Genomic DNA, 24,545 nt, shown 5'->3' on the forward strand with positions numbered 1-24,545 from the left:
CGGGCTGGAGGCGGCAGAGGCCAGCAGGGGGAAAGGGAACAATGCAACCGATGATTCGTGGTCTCGCTATCGTGGCACTGCTGGCGGTCTCCACGGCCGCCATGGCGGCCTCCACCCTCACCGACCTGGAGTTCCGCCAGGGCAGTGACGGGGCGCTGGAAGTCGATCTCGACTTCCAGGGTCCGGTGCCCGAGGTGCGCGGCTACCGCCTCGACGACCCGGCCCGGCTGACCATCGACCTGATGGAGACCGACAGCGCCCTGGAGCGCCGCCGTGAGGAGCTGGGCATCGGCGGGGTCGAGCGGGTCACGGCCCTGGAAGCCGGCTCGCGCACGCGCCTGGTCTTCGAGCTCGAGGGGCCCCTGCCCTACGATACCCGCCAACAGGGCGACCGCCTGCGCCTCTCCATCGGGGGCGGGGCCGGCCAGTCGCCGGCGGCCAAGACCGCCTCGGCCACCACCTCCTCGACCGCCGCCTCGTCGAGCCCGAGCCGCGATACCGTTTCGGCATACGATGAGCCGAGCATCCAGGATATCGACTTCCGTCGCGGCGACGGTGGGGCCGGGCGACTGGTCGTCACCTTCGACCGCACCGGGGTGGATGCCCGGGTGCGCGAGAGCGGCCGCAACCGCATCGTCGCCGAGCTGCGCGGGGTCGAGCTGCCGGCCTCCCTGGACCAGGTCTACGACGTCAGCGACTTCGGCACGCCGCTCGAGCGCGTCACCCCACGGGTGGGTCGCGATGGCGTGACCCTGGACATCGAGGGCAGCGGTGGCTTCGCCATGGTCTCCACCCAGAGTGGTCGCCAGCTGACCATCGAGGCCCAGCCGGTCACCCAGGCGGAGCGCGAGGAGCGCACCCGCGAGCAGTTCCCCTACACCGGCGAGCGCATCACCCTGAACTTCCAGGACATCGAGGTGCGCTCGGTGCTGGCGATCATCGCCGACTTCACCGGCCTCAACCTGGTGGCCAGCGACAGCGTGACCGGCCGCGTCACGCTCAACCTGCAGGACGTGCCCTGGGACCAGGCCCTGGACCTGGTGCTCAAGAGTCACGGTCTGGCCAGTCGCCAGGAGGGTAACGTCATCGTGGTAGCGCCGGCCTCTGAGCTCGCCCAGCGTGAGCAGATCGAGCTTCAGGCGCGCGAGCAGCTCGAGACACTGGCCCCGCTTGAGTCCGAGTATGTCCAGATCAAGTATGCCAAGGCCGAGGACATGGCCCGCCTGCTGCGCGGCCAGGAGGGCTTCGGCCTGCTCTCGGAACGGGGCAAGGTGGCCGTGGATGCCCGTACCAATACCCTGTTGATCCAGGATACCGCCGAGAACATCGACTCCATCCTGGCAACCTTCGAGACGCTCGATGTTTCAGTACGCCAGGTACAGATCGAGGCGCGTATCGTTATCGCCCGGGACAGTGCCACCCGTGAGCTGGGGGTGAACTGGGGAGTTTCTGGAAATCGTGATCCCGGCAGCCGCGGTTTTAACGTGGGAGGGGCAGCATCTGGTAACAGTCCGGACCAAGTGTTTTTCGATCCCGTGGCGGAGGAACTGGTGTATCGTGAGAGAGGTGGGTTAGCGGTGGATCTTGGTGGGGATGGCCGAAATAATCTTTCATCTTTTGCCTTTGGCTACCTCTCTGGCGATATCCTGCTCGACTTGGAACTGCGGGCGCTGGAGAGCGAAGGCAAGAGCCAGACCATCTCCCAGCCGCGGGTGATCACCGCCAACCAGAAAAAGGCGGTGATCAAGCAGGGCACCGAGATTCCCTATCAGGAAGCTGCTGCTAGTGGTGCTACGAATGTGGAGTTCAAGGAGGCGGTGCTGGCGCTGGAGGTGACGCCGCAGATCACCCCGGACAACCGCATCATCATGGACCTGGTGATCAACAACGATACGGTGGGGGAGCTCTTCAACGGCGTGCCCTCCATCGATACGAACTCCATCGAGACCCAGGTGCTGGTGGACAACGGCGAGACCGTGGTGCTGGGCGGGATCCTCACCACCGAGGAGGTGCGCAGCCTGTTCAAGACCCCCTTCCTGGGCGACCTGCCGGTGCTGGGGAACCTCTTCCGCTATACCGAGAACACCAATGATAAGGTAGAGTTGCTGGTATTCATCACGCCCCGAATACTGGACGACAACCTGGCCATTCGCTGATGCAGGCACTTCCCAACCTGATACTGATCGGCCCCATGGGGGCCGGCAAGAGCACCATCGGCCGCCTTCTGGCGGCCGTACTGTCACGCGAGTTCTACGACAGCGACCACGAGATCCAGGCGCGCTGCGGCGCCGACATCCCGTGGATCTTCGACGTCGAGGGCGAGTCGGGCTTTCGCGACCGTGAGACCCAGATGATCCGCGAGTTGACCCGCCGCGAGGGCGTGGTCATCGCCACCGGTGGCGGTGCGGTGCTGCGCGAGGAGAACCGCCGTCTGCTGCGCGAGAGCGGCTCCGTCATCTACCTGCTCACCACCGTGGAGCAGCAGCTGCGGCGTACCGCCAAGGATCGCAACCGGCCGCTGCTGCAGCGCGGCGACCGCGAGCAGCTGCTACGCGACATGTTCGCGCTGCGTGACCCTCTCTACCGCGCCACCGCCGATGTGGTGGTGCGTACCGACCGGCGCGGCCCGCGTGCCGTGGTCAACGAGATCGTGCGGCGCGTCACGCGCCTGGTCGATCCCCTGCAATGCAAGGCCTGAGCCCATGAGCGATCCCCGCAATGCCCCCGGCACCCTCGAGGTGGCGCTGGGCAGCCGCAGCTATCCCATCCACATCGGCCCCGGTCTGCTCGGCGATCCCCGCTGGTTGACCCCCCACCTGGCCGGGCGCCAGGTCATGGTGGTCACCAACGAGACGGTGGCGCCCCTCTATCTGTCACGCCTCCGTCAGGGGCTTGGTGACAACCTCGAGGTGCGCGAGCTGGTCCTGCCGGACGGCGAGGCCACCAAGACGCTGGCCAGCGTCGAGCGGATCTGGGATGCCCTGCTGGCGGCCGGCTTCAACCGTCGCTGCACCCTCATCGCCCTGGGCGGCGGGGTGATCGGCGACATGGTCGGCTTTGCTGCGGCCTGCTACCAGCGCGGCGTGGCCTTCGTGCAGGTGCCGACCACGCTGCTCGCCCAGGTCGACTCCTCGGTGGGTGGCAAGACGGGGGTCAACCATCCGCGCGGCAAGAACATGATCGGCGCCTTCTGGCAGCCGCGGGCGGTGCTGGTCGATACCGATACCCTGGCGACACTGCCGCCGCGGGAGCTCTCCGCGGGGCTCGCCGAGGTGATCAAGTACGGGCTGATCCGCGATGCCGACTTCCTGGCCTGGCTCGAAGGCGCGATGGAGGCGCTGCGCGGGCTCGACCCCGCCGCCCTGACCCGGGCCATCGAGCGCAGCTGTGCCCTCAAGGCGGAGATCGTCGCCGAGGACGAGACCGAGCAGGGGGTGAGGGCGCTGCTCAACCTGGGCCATACCTTCGGCCACGCCATCGAGGCCCATCAGGGCTACGGCAACTGGCTGCATGGCGAGGCCGTGGGCACCGGCATGCTGATGGCCGCCGAGCTCTCGGCGCGGCTGGGATGGCTGAGCGACGCGGAGGTGGCGCGCACCCGGGCGATCATCGAGGCCGCGGGCCTGCCCCTGGCCGCCCCGGCCGACATGGGCGTGGATGACTTCCTCGCCATCATGCGCCTCGACAAGAAGAACCTCGACAGCCGCCTGCGCCTAATCCTGCTGCGCACCCCGGGGGAGGCCTGCATCCATGACGCGACGCCGACCGAGACCCTGGCCGCCCTGCTCGAGGCGTTCCCGCGCCGCTGATACCTGCCCGTATTCTCCGTGCCTGCCGACGCCCGCCCTGTGCGGGCGTCGTCATGTCTGGAGAGAGGAGGAGCGCGCGGTCGGCGACCTCCGGCCGCATGTATCTGCATGGCATATGCCGTATCGGCATGGGGTGACGGCGCAAATATAGACCAAAGTCTAGTGTGTATTCCGATGCGTTGAAGGGGCGTTGTTGGTTCTTGCAAGCCATTGAGTTGGCGGGTTTTTTCGAATATTTGGCGATGCAAGTAACGGATTTGTCGATGGTTTTTCGTGGCGTGACCGGGGCGTGATATTGCGCGGCGGGGGCGGCTCTGGCTATGCTGGTCGGCCTTTTGTCGAGCAGTCGCGCCCCCGTTTCGGGCGCAGCATGAAAAAAGAAAAAAACACAACAATATCATGCGAAGACTGACAAAGAAACCCTTCAATCGAGGCACGCCCATGAACAGAGGTCTTCATCAGCCCGGCGAGTTCCGCGACAACTGCGGGTTCGGCCTGATCGCCCATATGGAGGGCCAGGCCAGCCATGACCTGCTCAAGACCGCCATCGAGTCATTGACCTGCATGACCCACCGCGGCGGCATCGCGGCCGACGGCAAGACCGGCGATGGTTGCGGGCTGCTGCTGCAGATGCCGGATGCCTTCATGCGCGAGGCGGCTCGCGAGGCGCTGGGTGTCGCCCTGGGCGAGCACTACGCCGTGGGCGTGGTGTTCCTGCCCGACGACGATGCCCGCGAGGCCCGCGGGCGCGAGACCCTGGTCGCCGAGCTCGAGGCGCGTGGCCTGCGGGTGGCCGGCTGGCGCGACGTGCCGGTGGATGCCAGCGTCTGCGGGCCCATGGCGCTCGACTGCCTGCCGCGGATCCGCCAGCTGTTCGTCGAGCCGGGTGACGATGACAAGGCCGGCCAGTTCGATGTGGACCTGTTCATGGCCCGCCGCCGCGCCGAGGAGAAGCTGCGCGACGACGAGGACTTCTATGTCTGCTCTCTCTCCCGCGAGGTGGTTTCCTACAAGGGGCTGATGATGCCGGTGGACCTGCCGGCCTTCTATCCTGACCTGGGTGACGAACGCCTGGAGACCGCGATCTGTGTCTTCCACCAGCGCTTCTCCACCAACACCGCGCCGCGCTGGCCGCTGGCCCAGCCGTTCCGCCTGCTGGCCCATAACGGCGAGATCAATACCGTGGAGGCCAACCGCGGCTGGGCCAACTCGCGCAAGGAGAACTTCGTCAACGAGCGGCTGCCCGAGATCGCCGGGCTCGACGAGATCGTCAACACCTCCGGGTCGGACTCCTCGAGCATGGACAACATGCTCGAGGTGCTGCTCACCGGTGGCATGGAGCTGCATCGTGCGGTGCGCATGATGGTACCGCCGGCCTGGCAGAACGTGGAGCTGATGGACGGCGACCTGCGCGCCTTCTACGAGTACAACTCCATGCATATGGAGCCCTGGGATGGCCCCGCCGGGGTGGTGATGACCGATGGCCGCCAGGCGGTCTGCATGCTCGACCGCAACGGCCTGCGCCCGGCGCGCTGGGTGATCACCAGGAACGGCTACATCACCCTGGCCTCGGAGATCGGCACCTACGGCTACAAGCCGGAAGACGTCGTCGCCAAGGGGCGCGTCGGCCCGGGCCAGATACTCGCCGTGGATACCGAGACCGGCGAGGTGCTGCACACCTCGGACATCGACGAGCGCCTCAAGTCCGCCTATCCCTACAAGCGCTGGCTGAAGCAGGAGGCCCAGTACCTGGAGTCGGCGCTGACCGAGCTCGCCAGCTTCCAGAACATGGACCCCGAGGCCCTGCTCACCCAGCAGAAGATGTTCCAGGTCAGCTTCGAGGAGCGCGACCAGGTGCTGCGCCCGCTGGCCGAGAGCGGCCAGGAGGCGGTGGGCTCCATGGGTGACGACACCCCCATGGCGGTGCTCTCCGGCAAGCAGCGGCTGCTCACCGACTACTTCCGCCAGAAGTTCGCCCAGGTCACCAACCCGGCCATCGACCCGCTGCGCGAGGCGATCGTGATGTCGCTGGAGACCTGCATCGGCGCCGAGCTCAACGTCTTCAAGGCGACCCCGGAACACGCCCATCGCATCATCCTGACCACGCCGATCCTCTCGCCGCGCAAGTTCGCCGCCCTGGTGGACCAGGACGATCCTGCCTTCGCCAGCCATACCCTCACGCTGGGCTATGACCCCGAGGAGATCGGCCTCAAGGGTGCGATCCATGAGCTCTGCCGCCAGGCCGAGGAGGCGGTCAACGACGGCAAGGTGCTCCTGGTGCTCTCCGACGCCGAGCTGGGCAAGGGGCTGGTGCCCATCCATGCGGCGCTGGCCGTGGGCGCGGTGCACCATCATCTGGGCCGCCTGGCCCTGCGGCCGCGCTGCAACATCGTGGTGGAGACCGGCTATGCCCGCGACGCCCACCAGATGGCGGTGCTGTTCGGGGTCGGGGCCACCGCGGTCTTCCCCTGGCTGGCCTACCAGGTCATGGCCGACATGCACCACACCGGCGAGCTGGTCGGCAACCCCGCCGATGCCCGGGAGAACTACCGCAAGGGCCTGCAGAAGGGGCTGTTCAAGATCCTCTCCAAGATGGGCATCTCGACGCTCGCCTCCTATCGTGGCTCGCAGCTGTTCGAGGCGGTGGGTCTCTCCTCCGAGGTGGTCGATCTCTGCTTCACCGGCATGGCCTCGCGCATCGAGGGCACCGGCTTCAGCGAGCTGCAGCTGCAGCAGGAGCTGCTGGGGCGTGAGGCCTGGACGCCGCGCAAGGGGGTCTCCCAGGGCGGCCTGATGAAGTACGTCCATGGCCACGAGTACCACGCCTACAACCCCGATGTGGTCATGGCGCTGCAGGAGGCGGTCCAGGAGGGCGACTACGCCAAGTGGAAGAAGTTTGCCCGCCTGGTCAACGAGCGCGCGCCGGCCACCCTGCGTGACCTGCTCAGGCTCAGACCCGCCGCCGAGCCGCTGCCGATGGAGGAGGTCGAGGCGGTCGAGGATCTGCTGCCGCGCTTCGACAGCGCCGGCATGTCACTGGGCGCGCTCTCCCCGGAGGCCCACGAGGCCCTGGCCCAGGCCATGAACGAGGCCGGCGGGCGCTCCAACTCCGGCGAGGGGGGCGAGGATCCGGCCCGCTACGGCACCATCCGTTCCTCGAAGATCAAGCAGATCGCCTCCGGTCGCTTCGGCGTGACGCCGGCCTACCTGGTCAACGCCGAGGTGCTGCAGATCAAGGTGGCCCAGGGCGCCAAGCCTGGCGAGGGCGGCCAGCTGCCCGGCGGCAAGGTCAACGAGCTGATCGCCCGGCTGCGCTACTCGGTGCCCGGCGTGACCCTGATCTCGCCGCCGCCGCACCACGACATCTACTCCATCGAGGACCTGGCGCAGCTGATCTTCGACCTCAAGCAGGTCAACCCCGATGCCCAGGTGTCGGTGAAGCTGGTCTCTGAGCCCGGCATCGGCACCATCGCCACCGGTGTGGCCAAGGCCTATGCCGACCTGATCACCGTTTCCGGCTACGACGGCGGTACCGCGGCGAGCCCGCTGACCTCGATCAAGCATGCCGGCAGCCCCTGGGAGTTGGGCCTGCCCGAGGTGCACCAGGCGCTGCGCATCAATGGCCTGCGCGACAAGATCCGCCTGCAGACCGACGGTGGCCTGAAGACCGGCCTCGACGTGGTCAAGGCGGCGATCCTCGGCGCCGAGAGCTTCGGTTTCGGCACGGCGCCCATGGTGGCGCTGGGCTGCAAGTACCTGCGCATCTGCCACCTCAACAACTGCGCCACCGGCGTGGCCACCCAGATGCAGTACCTGCGCGACGAGCATTTCCGCGGCACCGTGGACATGGTCAAGCACTACTTCCGCTTCATCGCCGAGGAGGTGCGCGAGCTGATGGCGCTGCTGGGGGTTGGCAAGCTCACCGACCTGATCGGCCGCACCGACCTGCTGGAGGCGATCGAGGGCGTCACCGCCTCCCAGCGCAAGCTCGACCTGTCGGGACTGCTGGGCAACGACTTCGTGCCACAAGACGCGCCGCAGTTCTGTGCGGTCAGCCGCAACGTCCCCCACGACCCGGGGGCCAAGAACCAGGAGGTGCTCGAGGCCCTGCGCGATGCCATCGAGGCGAGGTCTGGTGGCGAGTTCGATTTCGCCATCACCAACTGCGACCGCAGCGTCGGGGCGCTGACCTCCGGCGCCATCGCCAAGCGCTACGGCGAGGCGGGGCTCGAGGAGGCGCCGGTCACCGCGCGCTTCACCGGCGTCGCCGGCCAGAGCTTCGGTGTGTGGAATGCCCGCGGCCTCCATCTCTACCTGGAGGGCGATGCCAACGACTATGTCGGCAAGGGCATGAACGGTGGCAAGGTGGTGATCGTGCCGCCTGCCGGCAGCGCCTTCGAGAGCCACCGCACCGCCATCATCGGCAATACCTGCCTGTATGGCGCCACCGGCGGCAAGCTGTTCGCCGCGGGAACCGCCGGCGAGCGCTTCGGGGTTCGCAACTCCGGTGCTCATGCGGTGATCGAGGGCGCCGGCGACCACTGCTGCGAGTACATGACCGGCGGCCTGGTCTGCGTGCTCGGCGAGGTGGGCGTCAACTTCGCTGCGGGCATGACCGGCGGCTTCGCCTATGTGCTCGACGAGGACCGCACCTTCGTCGACAAGTACAACCATGAACTGGTGGAGATCCACCGGGTGAACACCGAGGCCATGGAGGCCTATCGGCGTCATCTGCGGGAGATCATCGAGGAGTACGTGGCCGAGACCGGCTCTGCGCGCGGCCACGCGATCCTCGAGGACTTCAGCGACTTCGTCCGTCACTTCTGGCTGGTGAAGCCCAAGGCCGCGAGCCTGGGCAGCCTGCTGGCTGAATCCCGGCGTCGACCGGAATAAATGACTGTCGAGACGACGATATCGCCACGCAGAGACCAGGAGAAGAGACCATGGCAAACCGCTTGAGCAACGATTTCCAGTTCATCGACGTGGGTCGCCAGGACCCGCAGAAGAAGGACGCGCGCACCCGCGCGCGAGAGTTCGCCGAGATCTACGAGCCCTTCAAGCCCCAGGAGGCGGCCAGCCAGGCGCATCGCTGCCTGCATTGCGGCAATCCCTACTGCGAGTGGAAGTGCCCGGTGCACAACTACATCCCCAACTGGCTGCAGCTGGTCAGCGAGGGCAACATCCTCGAGGCGGTGGAGCTGTGTCACAAGACCAACTCCTTGCCCGAGGTGTGCGGGCGGGTCTGCCCCCAGGACCGTCTCTGCGAGGGCGACTGTACCCTCAACGACGGCTTCGGCGCGGTGACCATCGGCTCGGTGGAGAAGTACATCACCGATACCGCCTTCGCCATGGGCTGGCGCCCGGACCTTTCCCGCGTCACCCCGACCGGCCGCAAGGTGGCGGTGATCGGTGCCGGCCCCGCGGGGCTGGGCTGCGCCGATATCCTGGTGCGCAATGGCGTCAAGCCGGTGGTGTTCGACAAGTATCCGGAGATCGGCGGGCTGCTGACCTTCGGCATCCCCGAGTTCAAGCTCGACAAGACGGTAATGGAGCGCCGGCGGGCCGTCTTCGAGGAGATGGGCATGGAGTTCCGCCTCGGCGTCGAGGTCGGCAAGGACATCGCGTTCGATCGCCTGCTCGAGGAGTACGATGCCGTCTTCCTGGGCATGGGCACCTACAAGTACATGGAGGGCGGCTTCCCCGGCGAGGACCTGCCCGGGGTGCACAAGGCCCTCGACTACCTGATCGCCAACGTCAACCACTGCCTGGGCTTCGAGAAGGACCCCGGGGAGTTCACCTCGCTGAAGGGTCAGCGCGTGGTGGTGCTGGGCGGTGGCGATACCGCCATGGACTGCAACCGCACGGCCATCCGCCAGGGTGCCGCCAGCGTGATCTGCGCCTATCGCCGTGACGAGGAGAACATGCCCGGCTCCAAGCGCGAGGTGGCCAACGCCCGCGAGGAGGGGGTGGAGTTCCTCTTCAACCGCCAGCCGGTGGCGGTGGTCGGCGAGGGCAAGGTCGAGGGCGTCAAGGTGGTGCGCACCCGCCTGGGCGAGCCCGACGAGAACGGCCGGCAGCGCCCGGAAGTGGTGCCGGGTTCCGAGGAGATCATCCCCGCCGACGCCGTGGTCGTGGCCTTCGGCTTCCAGCCGAGCCCGGCCCCCTGGTTCGAGACCGTGGGCATCGAGCTCGACGAGCGCGGCCGGGTCAAGGCGCCGGAGGAGGGGGGCGCCCACGCCTTCCAGACCACCAACGAGAAGATCTTCGCCGGCGGCGACATGGTGCGCGGCTCCGACCTGGTGGTCACCGCCATCTATGAGGGCCGCCAGGCCGGAGAAGGTATCCTCGACTACCTGGGCGTGTAAGCGCCGAGCTACAAGCGCCGAGCCGCCAAGGGGCGTGGCCAGTAGAAAGTGGCAAGTAAAAAGTAGCAAGAGACGATGTGGCTCTTGCTACTTTCCACTTTTGACTTGAACCTTCGCTAGGCCGCTCGGCGCTGAAATTGAGCCTTTGGTCGTATTCTGCTAGTCTGTCGTCCCATCCTGGTGCGGCTTCCTGCCGTGCCTACCGATCACGTTTCGACAGGTTCTCCATGACACGATATATCTTCGTGACCGGCGGCGTTGTGTCCTCTCTCGGCAAGGGCATCGCGTCGGCCTCGCTGGCGGCGATTCTCGAGGCGCGCGGCCTCAAGGTCACTATGCTCAAGCTCGACCCGTACATCAACGTGGATCCGGGCACCATGAGCCCCTTCCAGCACGGCGAGGTGTTCGTCACCGAGGATGGCGCCGAGACCGACCTGGACCTGGGCCACTACGAGCGCTTCATCCGCACGAAGATGACCCAGGCCAACAACTTCACCACCGGACGCGTCTACGAGAGCGTGCTGCGCAAGGAGCGCCGCGGCGACTACCTGGGCGGCACCGTACAGGTGATCCCGCATATCACCGACGAGATCAAGCGCCGCGTCTATGCCGGCGGCGAGGGCTTCGACGTGGCGCTGGTCGAGATCGGCGGCACCGTGGGCGACATCGAGTCGCTGCCCTTCCTGGAGTCGATCCGCCAGATCAGAAGCGAGCTTGGCGCGAGCCGGGCAATCTTCATGCACCTGACGCTGGTGCCCTATATCAAGACCGCCGGCGAAACCAAGACCAAGCCGACCCAGCACAGCGTCAAGGAGCTGCGCTCCATCGGCATCCAGCCCGATATACTGATCTGTCGCAGCGAGGTGGAGCTCGAGGAGGGCGAGCGGCGCAAGATCGCGCTGTTCACCAACGTGGAAGAGCGGGCGGTCATCCCGCTGCAGGACGCCGACACCATCTACCGCATCCCGCTGATGCTCCACGAGCAGGGCCTCGACGACATCGTCTGCGACAAGCTGCGGCTCGAGGCGGACGAGGCCGACCTCGGCGAGTGGGTGCACGTGCTCGACGCCAAGCTCAACCCGCTGAAGTCGATCAACATCGCCATGGTCGGCAAGTACATGGAGCTGCTCGACGCCTACAAGTCGCTCAACGAGGCGCTGATCCACGCCGGCATCCAGACCCGGGTGAAGGTCAACGTCGACTACATCGACTCCGAGGACATCGAGCGCTACGGCACCGAGCGCCTGGCCGGCAAGGATGCCATCCTGGTGCCCGGCGGCTTCGGCGAGCGTGGCGTGGAAGGCAAGATCGCCACGGCCCGCTTCGCCCGCGAGAACGGCATTCCCTATCTGGGCATCTGCCTCGGCATGCAGGTGGCGGTGATCGAGTTCGCCCGCAACGTGGCCGGCTGGGAGGATGCCGACTCTACCGAGTTCACCCACGACACGCAGCACCCGGTGGTCGGCCTGATCACCGAGTGGCTCAGCCCCGAGGGCAAGGTCGAGCTGCGCGACGCGGCCTCCGACCTGGGTGGCACCATGCGCCTGGGCGGCCAGGTCTGCCAACTCAAGGCCGGCAGCCGGGCGCGGGAGGCCTATGGCAGCGACGAGATCGTCGAGCGCCATCGCCATCGCTTCGAGGTGAACAACCAGTTCATCGACGAGCTCGAGCAGGCCGGCCTGGTGGTCTCCGGCAAGAGCGTCGACAACTCCCTGGTGGAGATGGTCGAGTTGCCGGACCACCCCTGGTACGTCGCCTGCCAGTTCCACCCGGAGTTCACCTCTACGCCGCGTGATGGCCATCCGCTGTTCACCGGCTTCGTCAATGCGGCGCTGGAGCACAAGGCGGCGCGCATCCGCGCCCAGTCCGCCCACCAGGAGTGAGGCCCATGTCCGTGACGAGCGAGTCCGCCCCCGAACGGCATCTCCCGGAGCGTCATATATCAGTCGCCGGCCTGACGGCCGGCAATTCGTTGCCACTGATGCTGCTGGGCGGCATGAACGTCCTGGAGTCCCGCGAGCTGGCCCTCGAGGTCGCCGAGACCTATGCCGCGGTGACGGGCCGTCTCGGCATGCCCTACGTCTTCAAGGCCAGCTTCGACAAGGCCAACCGCAGCTCCATCCACTCCTTCCGCGGCCCGGGCCTGGAGAAGGGGCTGGAGATCCTGGCCGATGTGAAGGCGCGCTTCAATGTGCCGATCATCACCGACGTCCACGAGCCCTGGCAGGCCGGACCGGCGGCCGAGGTCGCCGATATCATCCAGCTGCCGGCCTTCCTGGCGCGCCAGACGGACCTGGTGGTGGCCATGGCCGAGACCGGGGCGGTGATCAACATCAAGAAGCCGCAGTTCCTGGCCCCCCACGAGGTTCGCCACATCATTCGCAAGTGCGAGGAGGCCGGCAACGACCGGCTGCTGCTGTGCGAGCGCGGCTCCAGCTTCGGCTACAACAACCTGGTCGTCGACATGCTCGGCTTCGGCGACATGAAGCAGACCGGGTATCCCGTCTTCTTCGATGTCACCCACTCCCTGCAGCGCCCCGGCGGCCGCGCCGACAGCGCCGGCGGGCGGCGGCAGCAGGTTGCCGAGCTGGCCCGTGCCGGGGTGGCGGTCGGCCTGGCCGGCCTCTTCCTGGAGGCCCACCCCGACCCCGACAACGCCAAGTGCGATGGCCCCTGTGCCCTGCCGCTGGATCGCCTCGAGCCCTTCCTGGCCCAGCTCAAGGCCATCGACGAGCTGGTCAAGGGGTTTCCCACACTAAGAATCGAATAACCCGGTAAACCGAGCAGCGCTGGCAAGCCGAGAGAGCACGGCAGTTTCCCAATCAACGCTGACAGTATGGAAGGACGACACAGATGACCAAGATCGTCGATATACGCGCCATCGAGGTGCTCGACTCCCGCGGCAATCCCACCGTGCAGGCCGAGGTACGCCTGGAAAGCGGCGCCGTGGGCGTGGCCTGTGCACCCAGTGGGGCCTCCACCGGCTCCCGTGAGGCGCTGGAGCTGCGTGACGGCGACAAGAGTCGCTACCTGGGCAAGGGCGTGCTGAAAGCCGTGGAGGCCGTCAACACGACCATCCGTGAGCGCCTGGTGGGCATGGACGCCCGTGATCAGCGCGGGCTGGACGACGCCATGCTGGTGCTGGACGGCACCGATAACAAGGCATCGCTGGGTGCCAATGCCATCCTGGCGGTGTCGCTGGCGGCGGCCAAGGCCGCGGCCAATGCCAAGGGCATGCCGCTCTATGCCCATATCGCCGAGCTCTACGGCCAGCCCGGGAAGTACCTGATGCCGGTGCCGATGATGAACATCCTCAACGGCGGCGAGCATGCCGACAACAACGTCGACATCCAGGAGTTCATGATCCAGCCGGTGGGGGCGCCGACCTTCCGCGAGGGCCTGCGCATGGGTGCCGAGATCTTCCATGCCCTCAAGAAGGTGCTCGGCGCCCGCGGTCTTGCCACCTCGGTGGGCGACGAGGGCGGCTTCGCGCCGAACCTCGACTCCAATGCCGAGGCCCTGGCGGTGATCCAGCAGGCGGTGACGGACGCCGGCTACCGCCTGGGCGACGACGTGACCCTGGCGCTGGACTGCGCCTCCTCCGAGTTCTACCGGGACGGCCAGTACGACCTCGCCGGCGAAGGCCAGGCCTTTGACGCCGCGGGCTTCGTCGACTATCTGGCCGAGCTCTGCAAGCAGTTCCCGATCGTCTCCATCGAGGACGGCATGGACGAGTCCGACTGGGACGGCTGGCAGGCGCTGACCGAGAAGCTCGGCGACAAGGTCCAGCTGGTGGGGGATGACCTCTTCGTCACCAACACGAAGATTCTCAAGCGCGGCATCGACGAGCGGATCGGCAACTCCATCCTGATCAAGTTCAACCAGATCGGCTCGCTCTCCGAGACCCTGGAGGCGATCCGCATGGCCCAGGATGCCGGCTTCACTGCGGTGATCTCCCATCGCTCCGGCGAGACCGAGGACACCACCATCGCCGATCTCGCGGTGGGCACCTGCGCCGGCCAGATCAAGACCGGCTCGCTGAGCCGCTCGGACCGCGTCGCCAAGTACAACCGCCTGCTGGTGATCGAGCAGGAGCTGGACGGCCAGGTGGGCTACCCGGGGCGTGCCGCGATCAAGGGGCAGTAAGCGAACAGCGTTGCCTTTTGCCTGTCCTCCTGTAGGAGATCGCCGACAGAGTGGCGAAGAGATTCGCCACTCCTGCGTCGGACAGGCCCGACCCCGTGCAGGGTCGGGCCTTTTCATTTCATTGATTCAAATGGGTTTTCCTGACCGCCTTCGTGGAAGGGCGGCCTGGCGTGATCGTCGCCGGCGCGCCACGGGTGGGGTTGTGCTGCAATGCGGCTATGCCACACTGCACTCGGGATGTGGGAGAGCGGGGATGCTCTTCCGGCAGGATGCAACGGGATGCGTGAAGTGATGCGCTCGGTGCGGCAGGAGGCCGCTCCCGGGCAGGGAAGGCATCACGGGAGTCGGGCGGAGGGAGCCGCTCGAGGATCGGCTGGGAGCGGGCGGCCTGCGGGCCGCCTTTCTTGCCGAGTGTTCTCCTTCTTCGCTCAGGGCAGAGACGACGACGCCGGATGTCACATGACATCCGGCGTCGTCGTGTCCGGCCGCGGCCCCGGTTCAGCGCTCGAGCAGTTCCAGCTTGCCCGGCTTGCCATCCCACTCCTCGGCATTCTCCGGCGGATCCTGCTTCTCGCTGATGTTGGGCCAGACCTCGGCCAGCTCGGCGTTGATCTCGATAAACTGTTCCTGGCCCTCCGGCAGCTCATCCTCCGAGAAGATTGCCTCGGCAGGGCACTCCGGCTCGCACAGGGCGCAGTCGATGCACTCGTCGGGGTGGATCACCAGGAAGTTGGGGCCTTCGTAGAAGCAGTCCACCGGGCAGACCTCGACACAGTCGGTGTACTTGCACTTGATGCAGTTCTCGGTGACGACGAATGTCATGCCAGTCTCCCATTCTCTGGCCGTGGCAGGGCGCGGCCGGTAGTCGATGATGCTAAATGAGTTATAAGAAGAAAAATTCTTATAATTTCCAGGATTTGATCGAGCCATTCTAGTCGCGGCGGGGGTGGCCCCGCAAGCGGCGCTCGGCGCCATTGTCGGCCATTCACAGGGCCTCCTTCCAGCGGTAGAGCAGCTCCAGGGCCTGGCGGGGCGACAGCGCGTCGGGATCCAGGCTGCCCAGCTGCTCGACCAGCGGGTGGGGCGTGCTGGCGAAGAGGTCGGCCTGGTGGGGCGCGGCCGGCCGTTCTCCCGCGGCGGCCGTGTCGACCGGCAGCCGGCTGCCCTGGTCGATCTCCTGCTGCTCCAGGGTGGCGAGCTTCTCCCGGGCCCGGGCGATCACCCCCTGGGGAACGCCGGCGAGCTGGGCCACCTGCAGGCCGTAGCTCTGGCTGGCCGGGCCGTCCTCCACCCGGTGCATGAAGACGATCCCGTCGCGATGCTCCGCGGCCGTGAGGTGCACGTTGGCCACCCCCTCGGCCTGCTCGGCCAGCGCCGTCATCTCGAAGTAGTGGGTGGCGAACAGCGTGAAGGCGCGGCTGCGGGTCAGGTGCTCGGCGCTGGCCCAGGCCAGCGAGAGGCCATCGAAGGTGCTGGTGCCGCGGCCGATCTCGTCCATCAGCACCAGGCTTTCGTCGGTGGCGTTGTGCAGGATGCTGGCGGTCTCGGTCATCTCCACCATGAAGGTGGAGCGTCCGCCGGCCAGGTCGTCCGAGGAGCCGATGCGGGTGAAGATGCGATCCACCGGCCCGATGGTGGCCGCATCCGCCGGCACGAAGCTGCCGGTGTGGGCGAGCAGGGTGATCAGCGCGGCCTGGCGCATGTAGGTGGACTTGCCGCCCATGTTGGGGCCGGTGATGACCAGCATGCGGCGCCTGTCGTCCAGCACCAGGTCGTTGGGCACGAAGGGGGTCTCGGTGACCTGTTCGACCACCGGGTGGCGGCCGGCGCGGATGTCGATCCCCGGTGACTCGGGCAGCGCCGGGCGTACGAACTCCAGGGCCCGGGCGCGCTCGGCGAAGGCGCACAGCACGTCCAGTGCCGCCAGCGCCCGCCCGGTGCCCTGCAGCGCGGCGAGCTCGGCGTTGAGGGTGTCGAGCAGGCCGTCGTAGAGCAGCTTCTCCCGGGCCAGGGCGCGGGACTTCGCCGAGAGGGCCTTGTCCTCGAACTCCTTGAGCTCGGGAATGATGAAGCGTTCGGCGTTCTTCAGGGTCTGGCGGCGGACATAGTCGACGGGGGCGTCCCGGGCCTGGGCCCGGGGAATCTCGATGTAGTAGCCGTGGACCCGGTTGTAGCCCACCTTGAGGCCGGGCAGTCCGGTCCGCTCGCGCTCCCGGGTCTCCAGGCGGATCAGGTAGTCGCCGGCGTGCTCGGCGAGCCCGCGGTGCTCGTCGAGCTCGGCGTCGAAACCCTCGGCGATCACCCCGCCGTCGCGGATCACCACCGGCGGGTTCTCCACCAGGGCGCGGGTCAGGGTGTCGGCCAGCGCCGGGAAGGGGTGGATATGCTGGCGGAGCTCGTCCAGCGTGCTGCCCTCGCCGTAGGCCGCGAGGTCGGCCTGGAGCTCGGGCAGGGCGACCAGGGCGTCGCGCAGGCGGGCCAGGTCGCGCGGTCGCGCGCTGTAGAGGGCCACCCGGGCCAGGATGCGTTCCACGTCGCCGATCGCCTTGAGCGACTCGCGCAGCGCGATGAAGCCCTCATCGTCGAGCAGCAGCGCCACCGCCGCCTGGCGGCCACCGACCTGGGCGCGGTCGCGCAGCGGGCGGTTGAGCCAGCGCTTGAGCAGCCGCGAGCCCATGGCTGTGGCGGTGGTGTCGAGCACGCTGGCCAGGGTGTTGTCGGCGCTGCCGCCGAGGTTGACGTCGATCTCCAGGTTGCGACGGCTGGCGGCATCGATCACTACGGCGTCGTCGCGGCTCTCCACGCCGATGGCGGTGACATGGGGCAGGGCCGTGCGCTGGGTGTCCCGGGCATAGTCGACCAGCACCCCGGCGGCGGTGATGGCGGCCTCCAGGTGGGCGCAGCCGAAGCCGCGCAGGTCCTGGACCTGGAACTGGTCGCACAGGGTGCGCGTCGCGCTCTCGAGGTCGAACAGCCAGTCATTCTGGCGACGCAGGCCACGGCGCCCCTCCAGGGCGCTCGGCAGGGCCAGGCTCTCGGCCACCAGCAGCTCGGCGGGGTCGAGGCGCTGCAGTTCGGCAAGCATCTCGCCCTCGCCCTCGACCTCGAGCACGTTAAAGCGGCCGCTGGAGAGCTCCAGCCAGGCCAGCCCCCAGCGCTCGCCGAGCGGGGCCACGGCGACCAGCAGGTTGTCGCGGCGGGCATCCAGCAGCGCCTCGTCGTAGAGGGTGCCGGGGGTGACGATGCGCACCACGCGGCGCTCCACCGGCCCCTTGCTGGTGGCCGGGTCGCCGATCTGCTCGCAGATCGCCACCGACTCGCCGGCGGCCACCAGGCGGGCCAGATAGCCCTCGGCGCTGTGGTAGGGCACGCCGGCCATGGGAATCGGCTTGCCGGCGGACTGGCCACGCTGGGTCAGGGTGATGTCGAGCAGGGCGGCGGCACGCCGGGCATCCTCATGGAACAGCTCGTAGAAGTCGCCCATGCGATAGAAGAGCAGCACGTCTGGGTGCTCGCGCTTGATCTTCAGGTACTGGCTCATCATGGGGGTATGCTGGGCACTGGCCTGTGACATCGGGTTCCTGCTCTGGCGGATGACGGATGGCTGGCGTCGAATGCGCCATGCATGTCGCTGACAAAGCCGTTATTGTACGGAAAAGTCATCGCTCACGCGCGGCCGACGTCGCCTCGGCCGCTGCGAATATCCAGGAGTCATGCCATGCCTACCCGCGCCTCCCGCCTGGCCGATCTCGACCTCGTGGCCCTCGCCGAGCGGCTGGGACAGCGTTGCAGGGAGCGGGGCATCACGGTCACCGCCGCGGAGTCCTGCACCGGGGGTGGGGTGGCCAGCGCCATCACCGCCGTGGCCGGCAGCTCCGACTGGTTCGAGACCGGCTACGTGACCTATGCCAATGGTGCCAAGACCCGGCTGCTGGGCGTGCCCGAGGCACTGCTGGCCGAGCATGGGGCGGTGAGCCGCGCGGTCGTCGAGGCGATGGTGGCCGGCGCCTGTCGCGACAGCGGCGCCGGGCTCGGCGTGGCGATCAGCGGGGTAGCCGGTCCTGGCGGCGGCAGTCCCGACAAGCCGGTGGGCACCGTTTGGCTGGCCTGGGGCGATGCCGAACGGGCCGAGGCGGAGTGCCACCACCTCGCGGGTGACCGGGCGGCCGTGCGCGAGCAGGCCGTGCGCGAGGCGCTGGTCGGCCTGGTGCGGCGGCTCGAGCCTGCCTGACCGCTCATCGGCCGGCGGCATCGTGTCGGCGGTGCTGGTCGCGCCGGGATTTTTTCGCCATACTACTGTGCAGTCATACAGTGGTTGCCGGCCATCGTTACTCTCATTTGCTACGTCCCATTCGCTACCTCTCAGGAGTTCCTTATATGGCTCAGGACGAAAATCGCAGCAAGGCGCTGGATGCCGCCCTCTCCCAGATCGACCGCCAGTTCGGCAAGGGCACCGTGATGCGCCTGGGCGATGCCCCGCGCGTGGTGATGCCCTCGGTCTCTACCGGCTCGCTGGGCCTGGACATCGCCCTGGGGATCGGCGGTCTGCCGCTGGGTCGGGTGGTCGAGATCTTCGGTCCCGAATCCTCGGGCAAGACCACCCTGACCCTCTCGGTAATTGCCCAGGCCCAGAAGCAGGGCAAGACCTGCGCCTTCATCGATGCCGAGCACGCCCTGGATCCGAGCTATGCCGAGAAGCTCGGCGTCAACCTCGACGACCTGCTGGTCTCCCAGCCGGATACCGGCGAGCAGGCCCTCGAGATCTGCGACATGCTGGTGCGCTCCGGCGGCGTCGACGTGATCATCATCGACTCGGTCGCGGCGCTGACCCCGCGGGCCGAGATCGAGGGCGAGATGGGTGACTCCCACGTCGGCCTGCAGGCACGCCTGATGTCCCAGGCCCTGCGCAAGATCACCGGCAACATCAAGAACGCCAACTGCATGGTGGTGTTCATCAACCAGATCCGCATGAAGATCGGCGTGATGTTCGGCAGCCCCGAGACCACCACCGGCGGCAATGCGCTCAAGTTCTACTCCAGCGTGCGCCTGGACATCCGCCGTACCGGCTCGGTCAAGCAGGGTGATGAGGTCACCGGCAACGAGACCCGGGTCAAGGTGGTCAAGAACAAGGTCGCGCCCCCGTTCCGCCAGGCCGAGTTCCAGATCCTCTACGGCAAGGGGATCTACCATGCCGGGGAGGTGGTCGACCTGGGCGTGCAGTGCAAGCTGATCGACAAGGCGGGGGCTTGGTACAGCTACCAGGGCAACAAGATCGGCCAGGGCAAGGCCAACGCCGCCCAGTTCCTCGAGGACAACCCGGCGGTGATGGAGGAGATCGAGAGCCAGATCCGCACCCAGCTGCTCGCCCCGGTGGAGCCCAAGAAGGAAAAGGAACAGGCCGTGGACGAGGCGGTCACCGCCGAGGCCGGCCGCGACGACGACCAGCCCTGAGCCATGCTTGGACAGCCCTCCGGCGGCGGCGAGTCGTCGCCTCGCGACGATGCCGTCCGCCTGCTGGCCCGACGCGAGCACTCGCGCCGGGAGCTGGCCGAGCGCCTGGCGGCCAAGGGGCACGCGCCCGAGCGCATCGCCGAGTGCCTCGACGAGTTGGCCGAGCAGGGTCTGCAGTCTGACGCCCGCTTCGCCGAGAGCTTCCTGCGCTCACGCATCCTGCGCGGCCAGGGGCCGCTGAAGATCCGGCTGGAGCTGGAGCGACGCGGCCTTGGCCGGGAGGAGATCCGTCACGCCTTCGCCGAGAGCGAGCAGGCCGGCGAGGGCGACTGGTTCGCCCTGGCCTGCGCGGCGCTCGCGCGGCGCTTCACGGGACCCGGCGATACGCCTCGCGAGTGCGCTCGCCGCGAGCGCTTCTTGGCCCAGCGCGGCTTCGATTTCGAGCAGGTGCGCCACGCCCTGGAGCACGCCTGGGATTCGGCGCCGGATTAGCCTCGAGCGGCACCGCTATTTGCGATAACCCTGGCCGGGACAGACCGCCCCTTCAGTCCCTTGACAACTGCGCTATAATGGCTCCCTTTGCGAACGCCCCGGGTGGCACCCCGCGGCACCACGAAGCGCCCGCAGAAGGGGCGCAGTGGTGGCCGCCTCGAGCCAGCGTCGCCCGCCGGGTCACCCCGTTCATCGCCACGGATACCCCATGAAAAGCGCAGACATCAGACAGGCCTTTCTGAGTTACTTCGAGGCGCACGGCCATACCGTCGTGCCCTCCAGCTCACTGGTTCCCGGCAACGACCCGACCCTGCTGTTCACCAATGCCGGCATGGTGCCGTTCAAGGACGTCTTCCTGGGTCGTGACCCCCGCCCCTACGTGCGCGCGGCCTCGTCCCAGCGCTGCGTGCGCGCCGGCGGCAAGCACAACGACCTCGACAACGTCGGCTATACGGCGCGCCACCACACCTTCTTCGAGATGCTGGGCAACTTCAGCTTCGGCGACTACTTCAAGCGTGATGCCATCCGCTTTGCCTGGGAGTTCCTCACCGAGACCCTGGGCCTGCCCAGGGAGAAGTTGTGGGTCACCGTGCACGTCAGCGACGACGAGGCCGAGCGCATCTGGAAGGACGAGATGGGCATCGACCCCGAGCGCTTCTCCAAGCTCGACGAGGACAACTTCTGGCAGATGGGTGACACCGGCCCCTGCGGGCCGAGCTCCGAGATCTTCTTCGATCACGGTCCCGAGGTGTGGGGAGGCCCGCCGGGCAGCCCCGAGGAGGACGGCGACCGCTATATCGAGATCTGGAACCTGGTGTTCATGCAGTTCGACCGTGACTCGGCCGGTACCCTGAACCCGCTGCCCAAGCCCTCCATCGATACCGGCATGGGCCTGGAGCGCATCGCCGCGGTGATGCAGGGCGTGCACTCCAACTACGAGATCGACCTCTTCCAGAATCTGCTCGAGGCGGCGGCCCGTGCCACCGGCCACGGCGACACCAGCACGCCCTCGCTGCGGGTGATCGCCGACCATATCCGCTCCTGCGCCTTCCTGATCGCCGACGGCGTGCTGCCCTCCAACGAGGGGCGCGGCTACGTCCTGCGTCGGATCATCCGTCGCGCCATCCGCCACGGCCACAAGCTGGGCGCCCGCGGCAACTTCTTCCACCGGCTGGTGGGTGCGCTGGACGTGGAGATGGGGGAGGCGTTTCCGGAGCTGCGCGAGGCGCGTCACCAGATCGAGCGCGTCCTGCTCAAGGAGGAGGAGCAGTTCGCCCGTACCCTGGAGCACGGCATGGGCCTGCTCGAGGAGGCCCTGGCCGGACTCGAGGGCGAAACCCTGCCCGGCGAGACGGTCTTCAAGCTCTATGACACCTACGGCTTCCCCTATGACCTGACCGCCGATGTCTGCCGGGAGCGTGGCGTGAGCCTCGACGAGGCCGGCTTCGAGCGCGAGCTGGAGGCCCAGCGGGAGCGGGCCCGCGCAGCCAGCCAGTTCGGCGCCGACTATGCTGCCGCCTTGGACCTCGAGGGCGAGACCGCCTTCACCGGCTACGACCTGCTGGAGGATCGCGCCACCGTCACCGCCCTGGTGGATCGGGAGGGTAATTCCCTGGCGCGGCTCGAGCCGGAGCAGCGTGGCGTCGTGGTGCTCGACCGCACGCCCTTCTACGGCGAGTCCGGTGGCCAGGTGGGCGATACCGGCTACCTGGAGCTGGAAGGGGGGCGCTTCCTGGTCACCGACACCCAGAAGCAGGGTGGCCACCATCTGCACCATGGCGTGCTGCTCGAGGGAGAGCTGGCGGTGGGCGCCGAGGTCCACCCGCGGGTCGACGCCAGCCTGCGCGCGGCCACGGTGCGCAACCACTCCGCGACACACCTGATGCACAAGGCGCTGCGCCTGGTGCTGGGCGAGCACGTGGCGCAGAAGGGCTCGCTGGTCACCCCCGAGCGGCTGCGCTTCGACTTCAGCCACTTCGAGCCGATGACCGCCGAGCAGCTCGCCGAGGTGGAGCGCCTGGTCAACGCGCAGATCCTCGCCAACGCACCGACCCGGATCCAGCACATGAGCCTCGACGAGGCCAAGGCCAAGGGTGCCGCAGCGCTGTTCGAGGCCAAGTATGCCGACAGCGTGCGGGTGCTGACCATCGGCGCCGATGACTTCTCCATCGAGCTGTGCGGCGGCACCCATGTGGCGCGCAGCGGCGACATCGGTTGCTTCCATATCGTCAGCGAGGCGGGCATCGCCTCGGGCGTGCGCCGCATCGAGGCGATCACCGGTGAGGGGGCGCTGGCCTGGTTCCGCGAGCAGGAGGCGCGCCTGAATCGCATCGGCGAGCGCCTCAAGGCCAAGCCGGAGCAGGCCGAGGAGCGCGTCGAGTCGCTGCTCGAACGCAACCGCACCCTGGAGAAGGAGCTCGAGCGCCTCAAGGCCAAGCTGGCCAGCGCCGCTGGCAACGACATGGTCAATGAGGCCCACGAGGTCAAGGGTGTCAAGGTGCTGGCCAGGCGCCTCGAGGGCGTGGCCGGCAAGGAGCTGCGCGGCATGCTCGACCAGCTCAAGAACAAGCTCGGTTCCGGCATCGTGGTGCTGGGCGTGGGCGACGCCGAGGCCGGCAAGGTCAGCCTGATCGCCGGCGTCACCGATGACCTGACCGGCCGGGTCAAGGCCGGTGAGCTGGTCAACCACGTGGCGGCCCAGGTCGGCGGCAAGGGCGGTGGCCGGCCCGACATGGCCCAGGCCGGCGGCAGCGACGTCACGGCGCTGCCGGGCGCGCTTGCGAGCGTGCCGGTCTGGGTCGAGGAGCGACTCCAGTAAGGACCACGAGGGCCGGGGCAGCGATGTCCCGGCCCTCGTCATCTTCACTCACCTTTCACTCATCCGAGCGCGACTCGCACTCGACGCACGAGGGAAATCGGCATATGGCACTATACGTACAGAAATTCGGCGGCACCTCGGTGGGCTCCGTGGAGCGCATCAAGGCTGTGGCCGAGAAGGTCAAGGGCTTTCGCGACAACGGCCACCAGGTCGTCGTCGTGGTCTCCGCCATGAGCGGCGAGACCAATCGCCTGATCGGCATGGCCAACGAGATCAACGACGAGCCGACGCCGCGCGAGATGGACATGCTGGTCTCCACCGGCGAGCAGGTGACCATCTCGCTGCTGGCCATGGCTCTTCACAAGATCGGCGTGCCGGCGACCTCCTACACCGGTTCCCAGGTGGGCATCCGCACCGACAGTGCCTACACCAAGGCGCGCATCCAGCGCATCGAGACCGATGAGCTGCAGGCCGACCTGGACGACGGTCAGGTGGTGGTGGTCGCCGGTTTCCAGGGCGTCGATGAGGAGGGCAACATCACCACCCTCGGCCGCGGCGGCTCCGATACCACCGGCGTGGCGCTGGCGGCGGCGCTGAAGGCTGACGAGTGCCAGATCTATACCGACGTCGACGGTGTCTATACCACCGACCCCCGCGTTGTCTCCCGGGCCAAGCGCCTCGACAGCATCACGGTCGAGGAGATGCTGGAACTGGCGAGCCTAGGCTCCAAGGTCCTGCAGATTCGCGCCGTCGAGTTCGCCGGCAAGTACAATGTCCCGCTGCGCGTGCTGTCCAGCTTCGAGGATGGCCCCGGCACCCTGATCGTTGCAGACTCCGACCAAGACGAGGATTCCATGGAAGAACCGCTGATCTCCGGTATCGCCTTCACCGCCAACGAAGCCAAGCTGACCCTGCTCAACACCCCCGACGTGCCGGGTGTCGCCTCGCGCATCCTGGGGCCGATCGCCGATGCCAACATCGAGGTCGACATGATCGTCCAGAACGTGGCGCCGGCCGGTGACTACACCGACTTCACCTTCACGGTGGCCAAGGGCGACTACAAGCAGACCATGAAGATCCTCCAGGAGCAGGTGATCCCCGACCTGGGCGGCGGCGAGCTGCGCGGTGACGACAACATCGCCAAGGTCTCGCTGGTCGGGGTGGGCATGCGCTCCCACGCTGGCGTGGCCTCGAAGTTCTTCCGCGTGCTGGCCGACGAGAACATCAACATCCGCATGGTCTCCACCTCCGAGATCAAGATCTCCGTGGTGATCGACGAGAAGCACATGGAGCTGGCGGTCAAGGCGCTGCACAAGGCCTTCGGCCTCGACAAGAGCGATATCGCCGCCGAATAAGGCTCCCTCGGGGCGACGACAGCTTCTACGCTTGTAGGGAAGGCCACGACACCCGTGCCACAGGGCTTCCTTTCAACGTGGTGCGGGCGTCTCATGGGTCGGCGCCATT

At 67.5% G+C, this 24,545-nt stretch carries 15 protein-coding genes; 13 read left to right on the forward strand and 2 right to left on the reverse strand.

What is annotated here, in order from left to right; all coding sequences use genetic code 11:
• Positions 1-41 precede the first annotated feature (41 nt).
• From M8009_RS04725 to eno, 8 genes are all read left to right on the forward strand, one after another.
• The gene (locus M8009_RS04725; RefSeq protein WP_250059612.1) at positions 42-2,156 is read left to right on the forward strand and encodes a type IV pilus secretin PilQ; all 2,115 of its coding nucleotides are present in this window, start codon (positions 42-44) and stop codon (positions 2,154-2,156) included.
• The gene (gene aroK, locus M8009_RS04730; protein ID WP_250059613.1) at positions 2,156-2,698 is read left to right on the forward strand and encodes a shikimate kinase AroK; all 543 of its coding nucleotides are present in this window, start codon (positions 2,156-2,158) and stop codon (positions 2,696-2,698) included. Before M8009_RS04725 ends, aroK begins: the two co-directional genes overlap by 1 nt.
• A gap of 4 nt (positions 2,699-2,702) precedes the next feature.
• Entirely contained in the window at positions 2,703-3,809 is a 1,107-nt protein-coding gene (aroB, locus tag M8009_RS04735; protein WP_250059614.1) for a 3-dehydroquinate synthase, read from the forward strand.
• 441 nt (positions 3,810-4,250) lie between these two features.
• A complete protein-coding gene (gltB, locus tag M8009_RS04740; protein ID WP_250059615.1) occupies positions 4,251-8,702 on the forward strand; it encodes a glutamate synthase large subunit in 4,452 nt (1,483 codons plus the stop codon).
• A 50-nt stretch (positions 8,703-8,752) separates the two neighbouring features.
• Positions 8,753-10,174, forward strand: coding sequence for an FAD-dependent oxidoreductase (locus tag M8009_RS04745; RefSeq protein WP_250059616.1), 1,422 nt, complete (start codon positions 8,753-8,755; stop codon positions 10,172-10,174).
• A gap of 227 nt (positions 10,175-10,401) precedes the next feature.
• Positions 10,402-12,057, forward strand: a complete 1,656-nt coding sequence (gene pyrG / locus M8009_RS04750) for a CTP synthase (protein WP_250059617.1) — start codon at positions 10,402-10,404, stop codon at positions 12,055-12,057.
• A 5-nt stretch (positions 12,058-12,062) separates the two neighbouring features.
• Entirely contained in the window at positions 12,063-12,944 is an 882-nt protein-coding gene (kdsA, locus tag M8009_RS04755) for a 3-deoxy-8-phosphooctulonate synthase (protein WP_250059618.1), read from the forward strand.
• A gap of 83 nt (positions 12,945-13,027) precedes the next feature.
• Entirely contained in the window at positions 13,028-14,320 is a 1,293-nt protein-coding gene (gene eno / locus M8009_RS04760) for a phosphopyruvate hydratase (protein WP_250059619.1), read from the forward strand.
• Positions 14,321-14,818: 498 nt separating this feature from the next.
• Here the strand turns inward: eno and fdxA are convergent, their stop codons facing one another.
• Together fdxA and mutS are read right to left on the reverse strand one after the other, a co-directional pair.
• Positions 14,819-15,142 (reverse strand): ferredoxin FdxA, encoded by a 324-nt coding sequence (fdxA, locus tag M8009_RS04765; RefSeq protein WP_250059620.1) that lies wholly within the window; start codon positions 15,140-15,142, stop codon positions 14,819-14,821.
• A gap of 163 nt (positions 15,143-15,305) precedes the next feature.
• The gene (gene mutS, locus M8009_RS04770) at positions 15,306-17,894 is read right to left on the reverse strand and encodes a DNA mismatch repair protein MutS (RefSeq protein ID WP_250059621.1); all 2,589 of its coding nucleotides are present in this window, start codon (positions 17,892-17,894) and stop codon (positions 15,306-15,308) included.
• A gap of 144 nt (positions 17,895-18,038) precedes the next feature.
• Between mutS and M8009_RS04775 the strand changes: the two genes are divergently transcribed.
• From M8009_RS04775 to M8009_RS04795, 5 genes are all read left to right on the forward strand, one after another.
• The gene (locus tag M8009_RS04775) at positions 18,039-18,551 is read left to right on the forward strand and encodes a CinA family protein (RefSeq protein WP_250059622.1); all 513 of its coding nucleotides are present in this window, start codon (positions 18,039-18,041) and stop codon (positions 18,549-18,551) included.
• A 146-nt stretch (positions 18,552-18,697) separates the two neighbouring features.
• The gene (gene recA, locus M8009_RS04780; RefSeq protein ID WP_250059623.1) at positions 18,698-19,771 is read left to right on the forward strand and encodes a recombinase RecA; all 1,074 of its coding nucleotides are present in this window, start codon (positions 18,698-18,700) and stop codon (positions 19,769-19,771) included.
• Positions 19,772-19,774: 3 nt separating this feature from the next.
• The gene (locus M8009_RS04785; RefSeq protein WP_250059624.1) at positions 19,775-20,263 is read left to right on the forward strand and encodes a regulatory protein RecX; all 489 of its coding nucleotides are present in this window, start codon (positions 19,775-19,777) and stop codon (positions 20,261-20,263) included.
• 208 nt (positions 20,264-20,471) lie between these two features.
• On the forward strand, positions 20,472-23,081 hold the full coding sequence (gene alaS / locus M8009_RS04790) for an alanine--tRNA ligase (protein WP_250059625.1): 2,610 nt from the start codon (positions 20,472-20,474) through the stop codon (positions 23,079-23,081).
• A 104-nt stretch (positions 23,082-23,185) separates the two neighbouring features.
• On the forward strand, positions 23,186-24,436 hold the full coding sequence (locus M8009_RS04795) for an aspartate kinase (RefSeq protein WP_250059626.1): 1,251 nt from the start codon (positions 23,186-23,188) through the stop codon (positions 24,434-24,436).
• Positions 24,437-24,545 lie beyond the last annotated feature (109 nt).

The sequence above is a fragment of the Halomonas gemina genome (assembly GCF_023554995.1).
GTDB lineage: Bacteria > Pseudomonadota > Gammaproteobacteria > Pseudomonadales > Halomonadaceae > Halomonas > Halomonas gemina.

What these genes read in the sequence shown, in the direction of transcription:
- M8009_RS04725 (WP_250059612.1), top strand. Translation starts at nt 42, where the DNA reads ATGCAACCGATGATTCGTGGTCTCGCTATCGTGGCACTGCTGGCGGTC.
- aroK (WP_250059613.1), top strand. Translation starts at nt 2,156, where the DNA reads ATGCAGGCACTTCCCAACCTGATACTGATCGGCCCCATGGGGGCCGGC.
- aroB (WP_250059614.1), top strand. Translation starts at nt 2,703, where the DNA reads ATGAGCGATCCCCGCAATGCCCCCGGCACCCTCGAGGTGGCGCTGGGC.
- gltB (WP_250059615.1), top strand. Translation starts at nt 4,251, where the DNA reads ATGAACAGAGGTCTTCATCAGCCCGGCGAGTTCCGCGACAACTGCGGG.
- M8009_RS04745 (WP_250059616.1), top strand. Translation starts at nt 8,753, where the DNA reads ATGGCAAACCGCTTGAGCAACGATTTCCAGTTCATCGACGTGGGTCGC.
- pyrG (WP_250059617.1), top strand. Translation starts at nt 10,402, where the DNA reads ATGACACGATATATCTTCGTGACCGGCGGCGTTGTGTCCTCTCTCGGC.
- kdsA (WP_250059618.1), top strand. Translation starts at nt 12,063, where the DNA reads ATGTCCGTGACGAGCGAGTCCGCCCCCGAACGGCATCTCCCGGAGCGT.
- eno (WP_250059619.1), top strand. Translation starts at nt 13,028, where the DNA reads ATGACCAAGATCGTCGATATACGCGCCATCGAGGTGCTCGACTCCCGC.
- fdxA (WP_250059620.1), bottom strand. Translation starts at nt 15,142, where the DNA reads ATGACATTCGTCGTCACCGAGAACTGCATCAAGTGCAAGTACACCGAC.
- mutS (WP_250059621.1), bottom strand. Translation starts at nt 17,894, where the DNA reads ATGTCACAGGCCAGTGCCCAGCATACCCCCATGATGAGCCAGTACCTG.
- M8009_RS04775 (WP_250059622.1), top strand. Translation starts at nt 18,039, where the DNA reads ATGCCTACCCGCGCCTCCCGCCTGGCCGATCTCGACCTCGTGGCCCTC.
- recA (WP_250059623.1), top strand. Translation starts at nt 18,698, where the DNA reads ATGGCTCAGGACGAAAATCGCAGCAAGGCGCTGGATGCCGCCCTCTCC.
- M8009_RS04785 (WP_250059624.1), top strand. Translation starts at nt 19,775, where the DNA reads ATGCTTGGACAGCCCTCCGGCGGCGGCGAGTCGTCGCCTCGCGACGAT.
- alaS (WP_250059625.1), top strand. Translation starts at nt 20,472, where the DNA reads ATGAAAAGCGCAGACATCAGACAGGCCTTTCTGAGTTACTTCGAGGCG.
- M8009_RS04795 (WP_250059626.1), top strand. Translation starts at nt 23,186, where the DNA reads ATGGCACTATACGTACAGAAATTCGGCGGCACCTCGGTGGGCTCCGTG.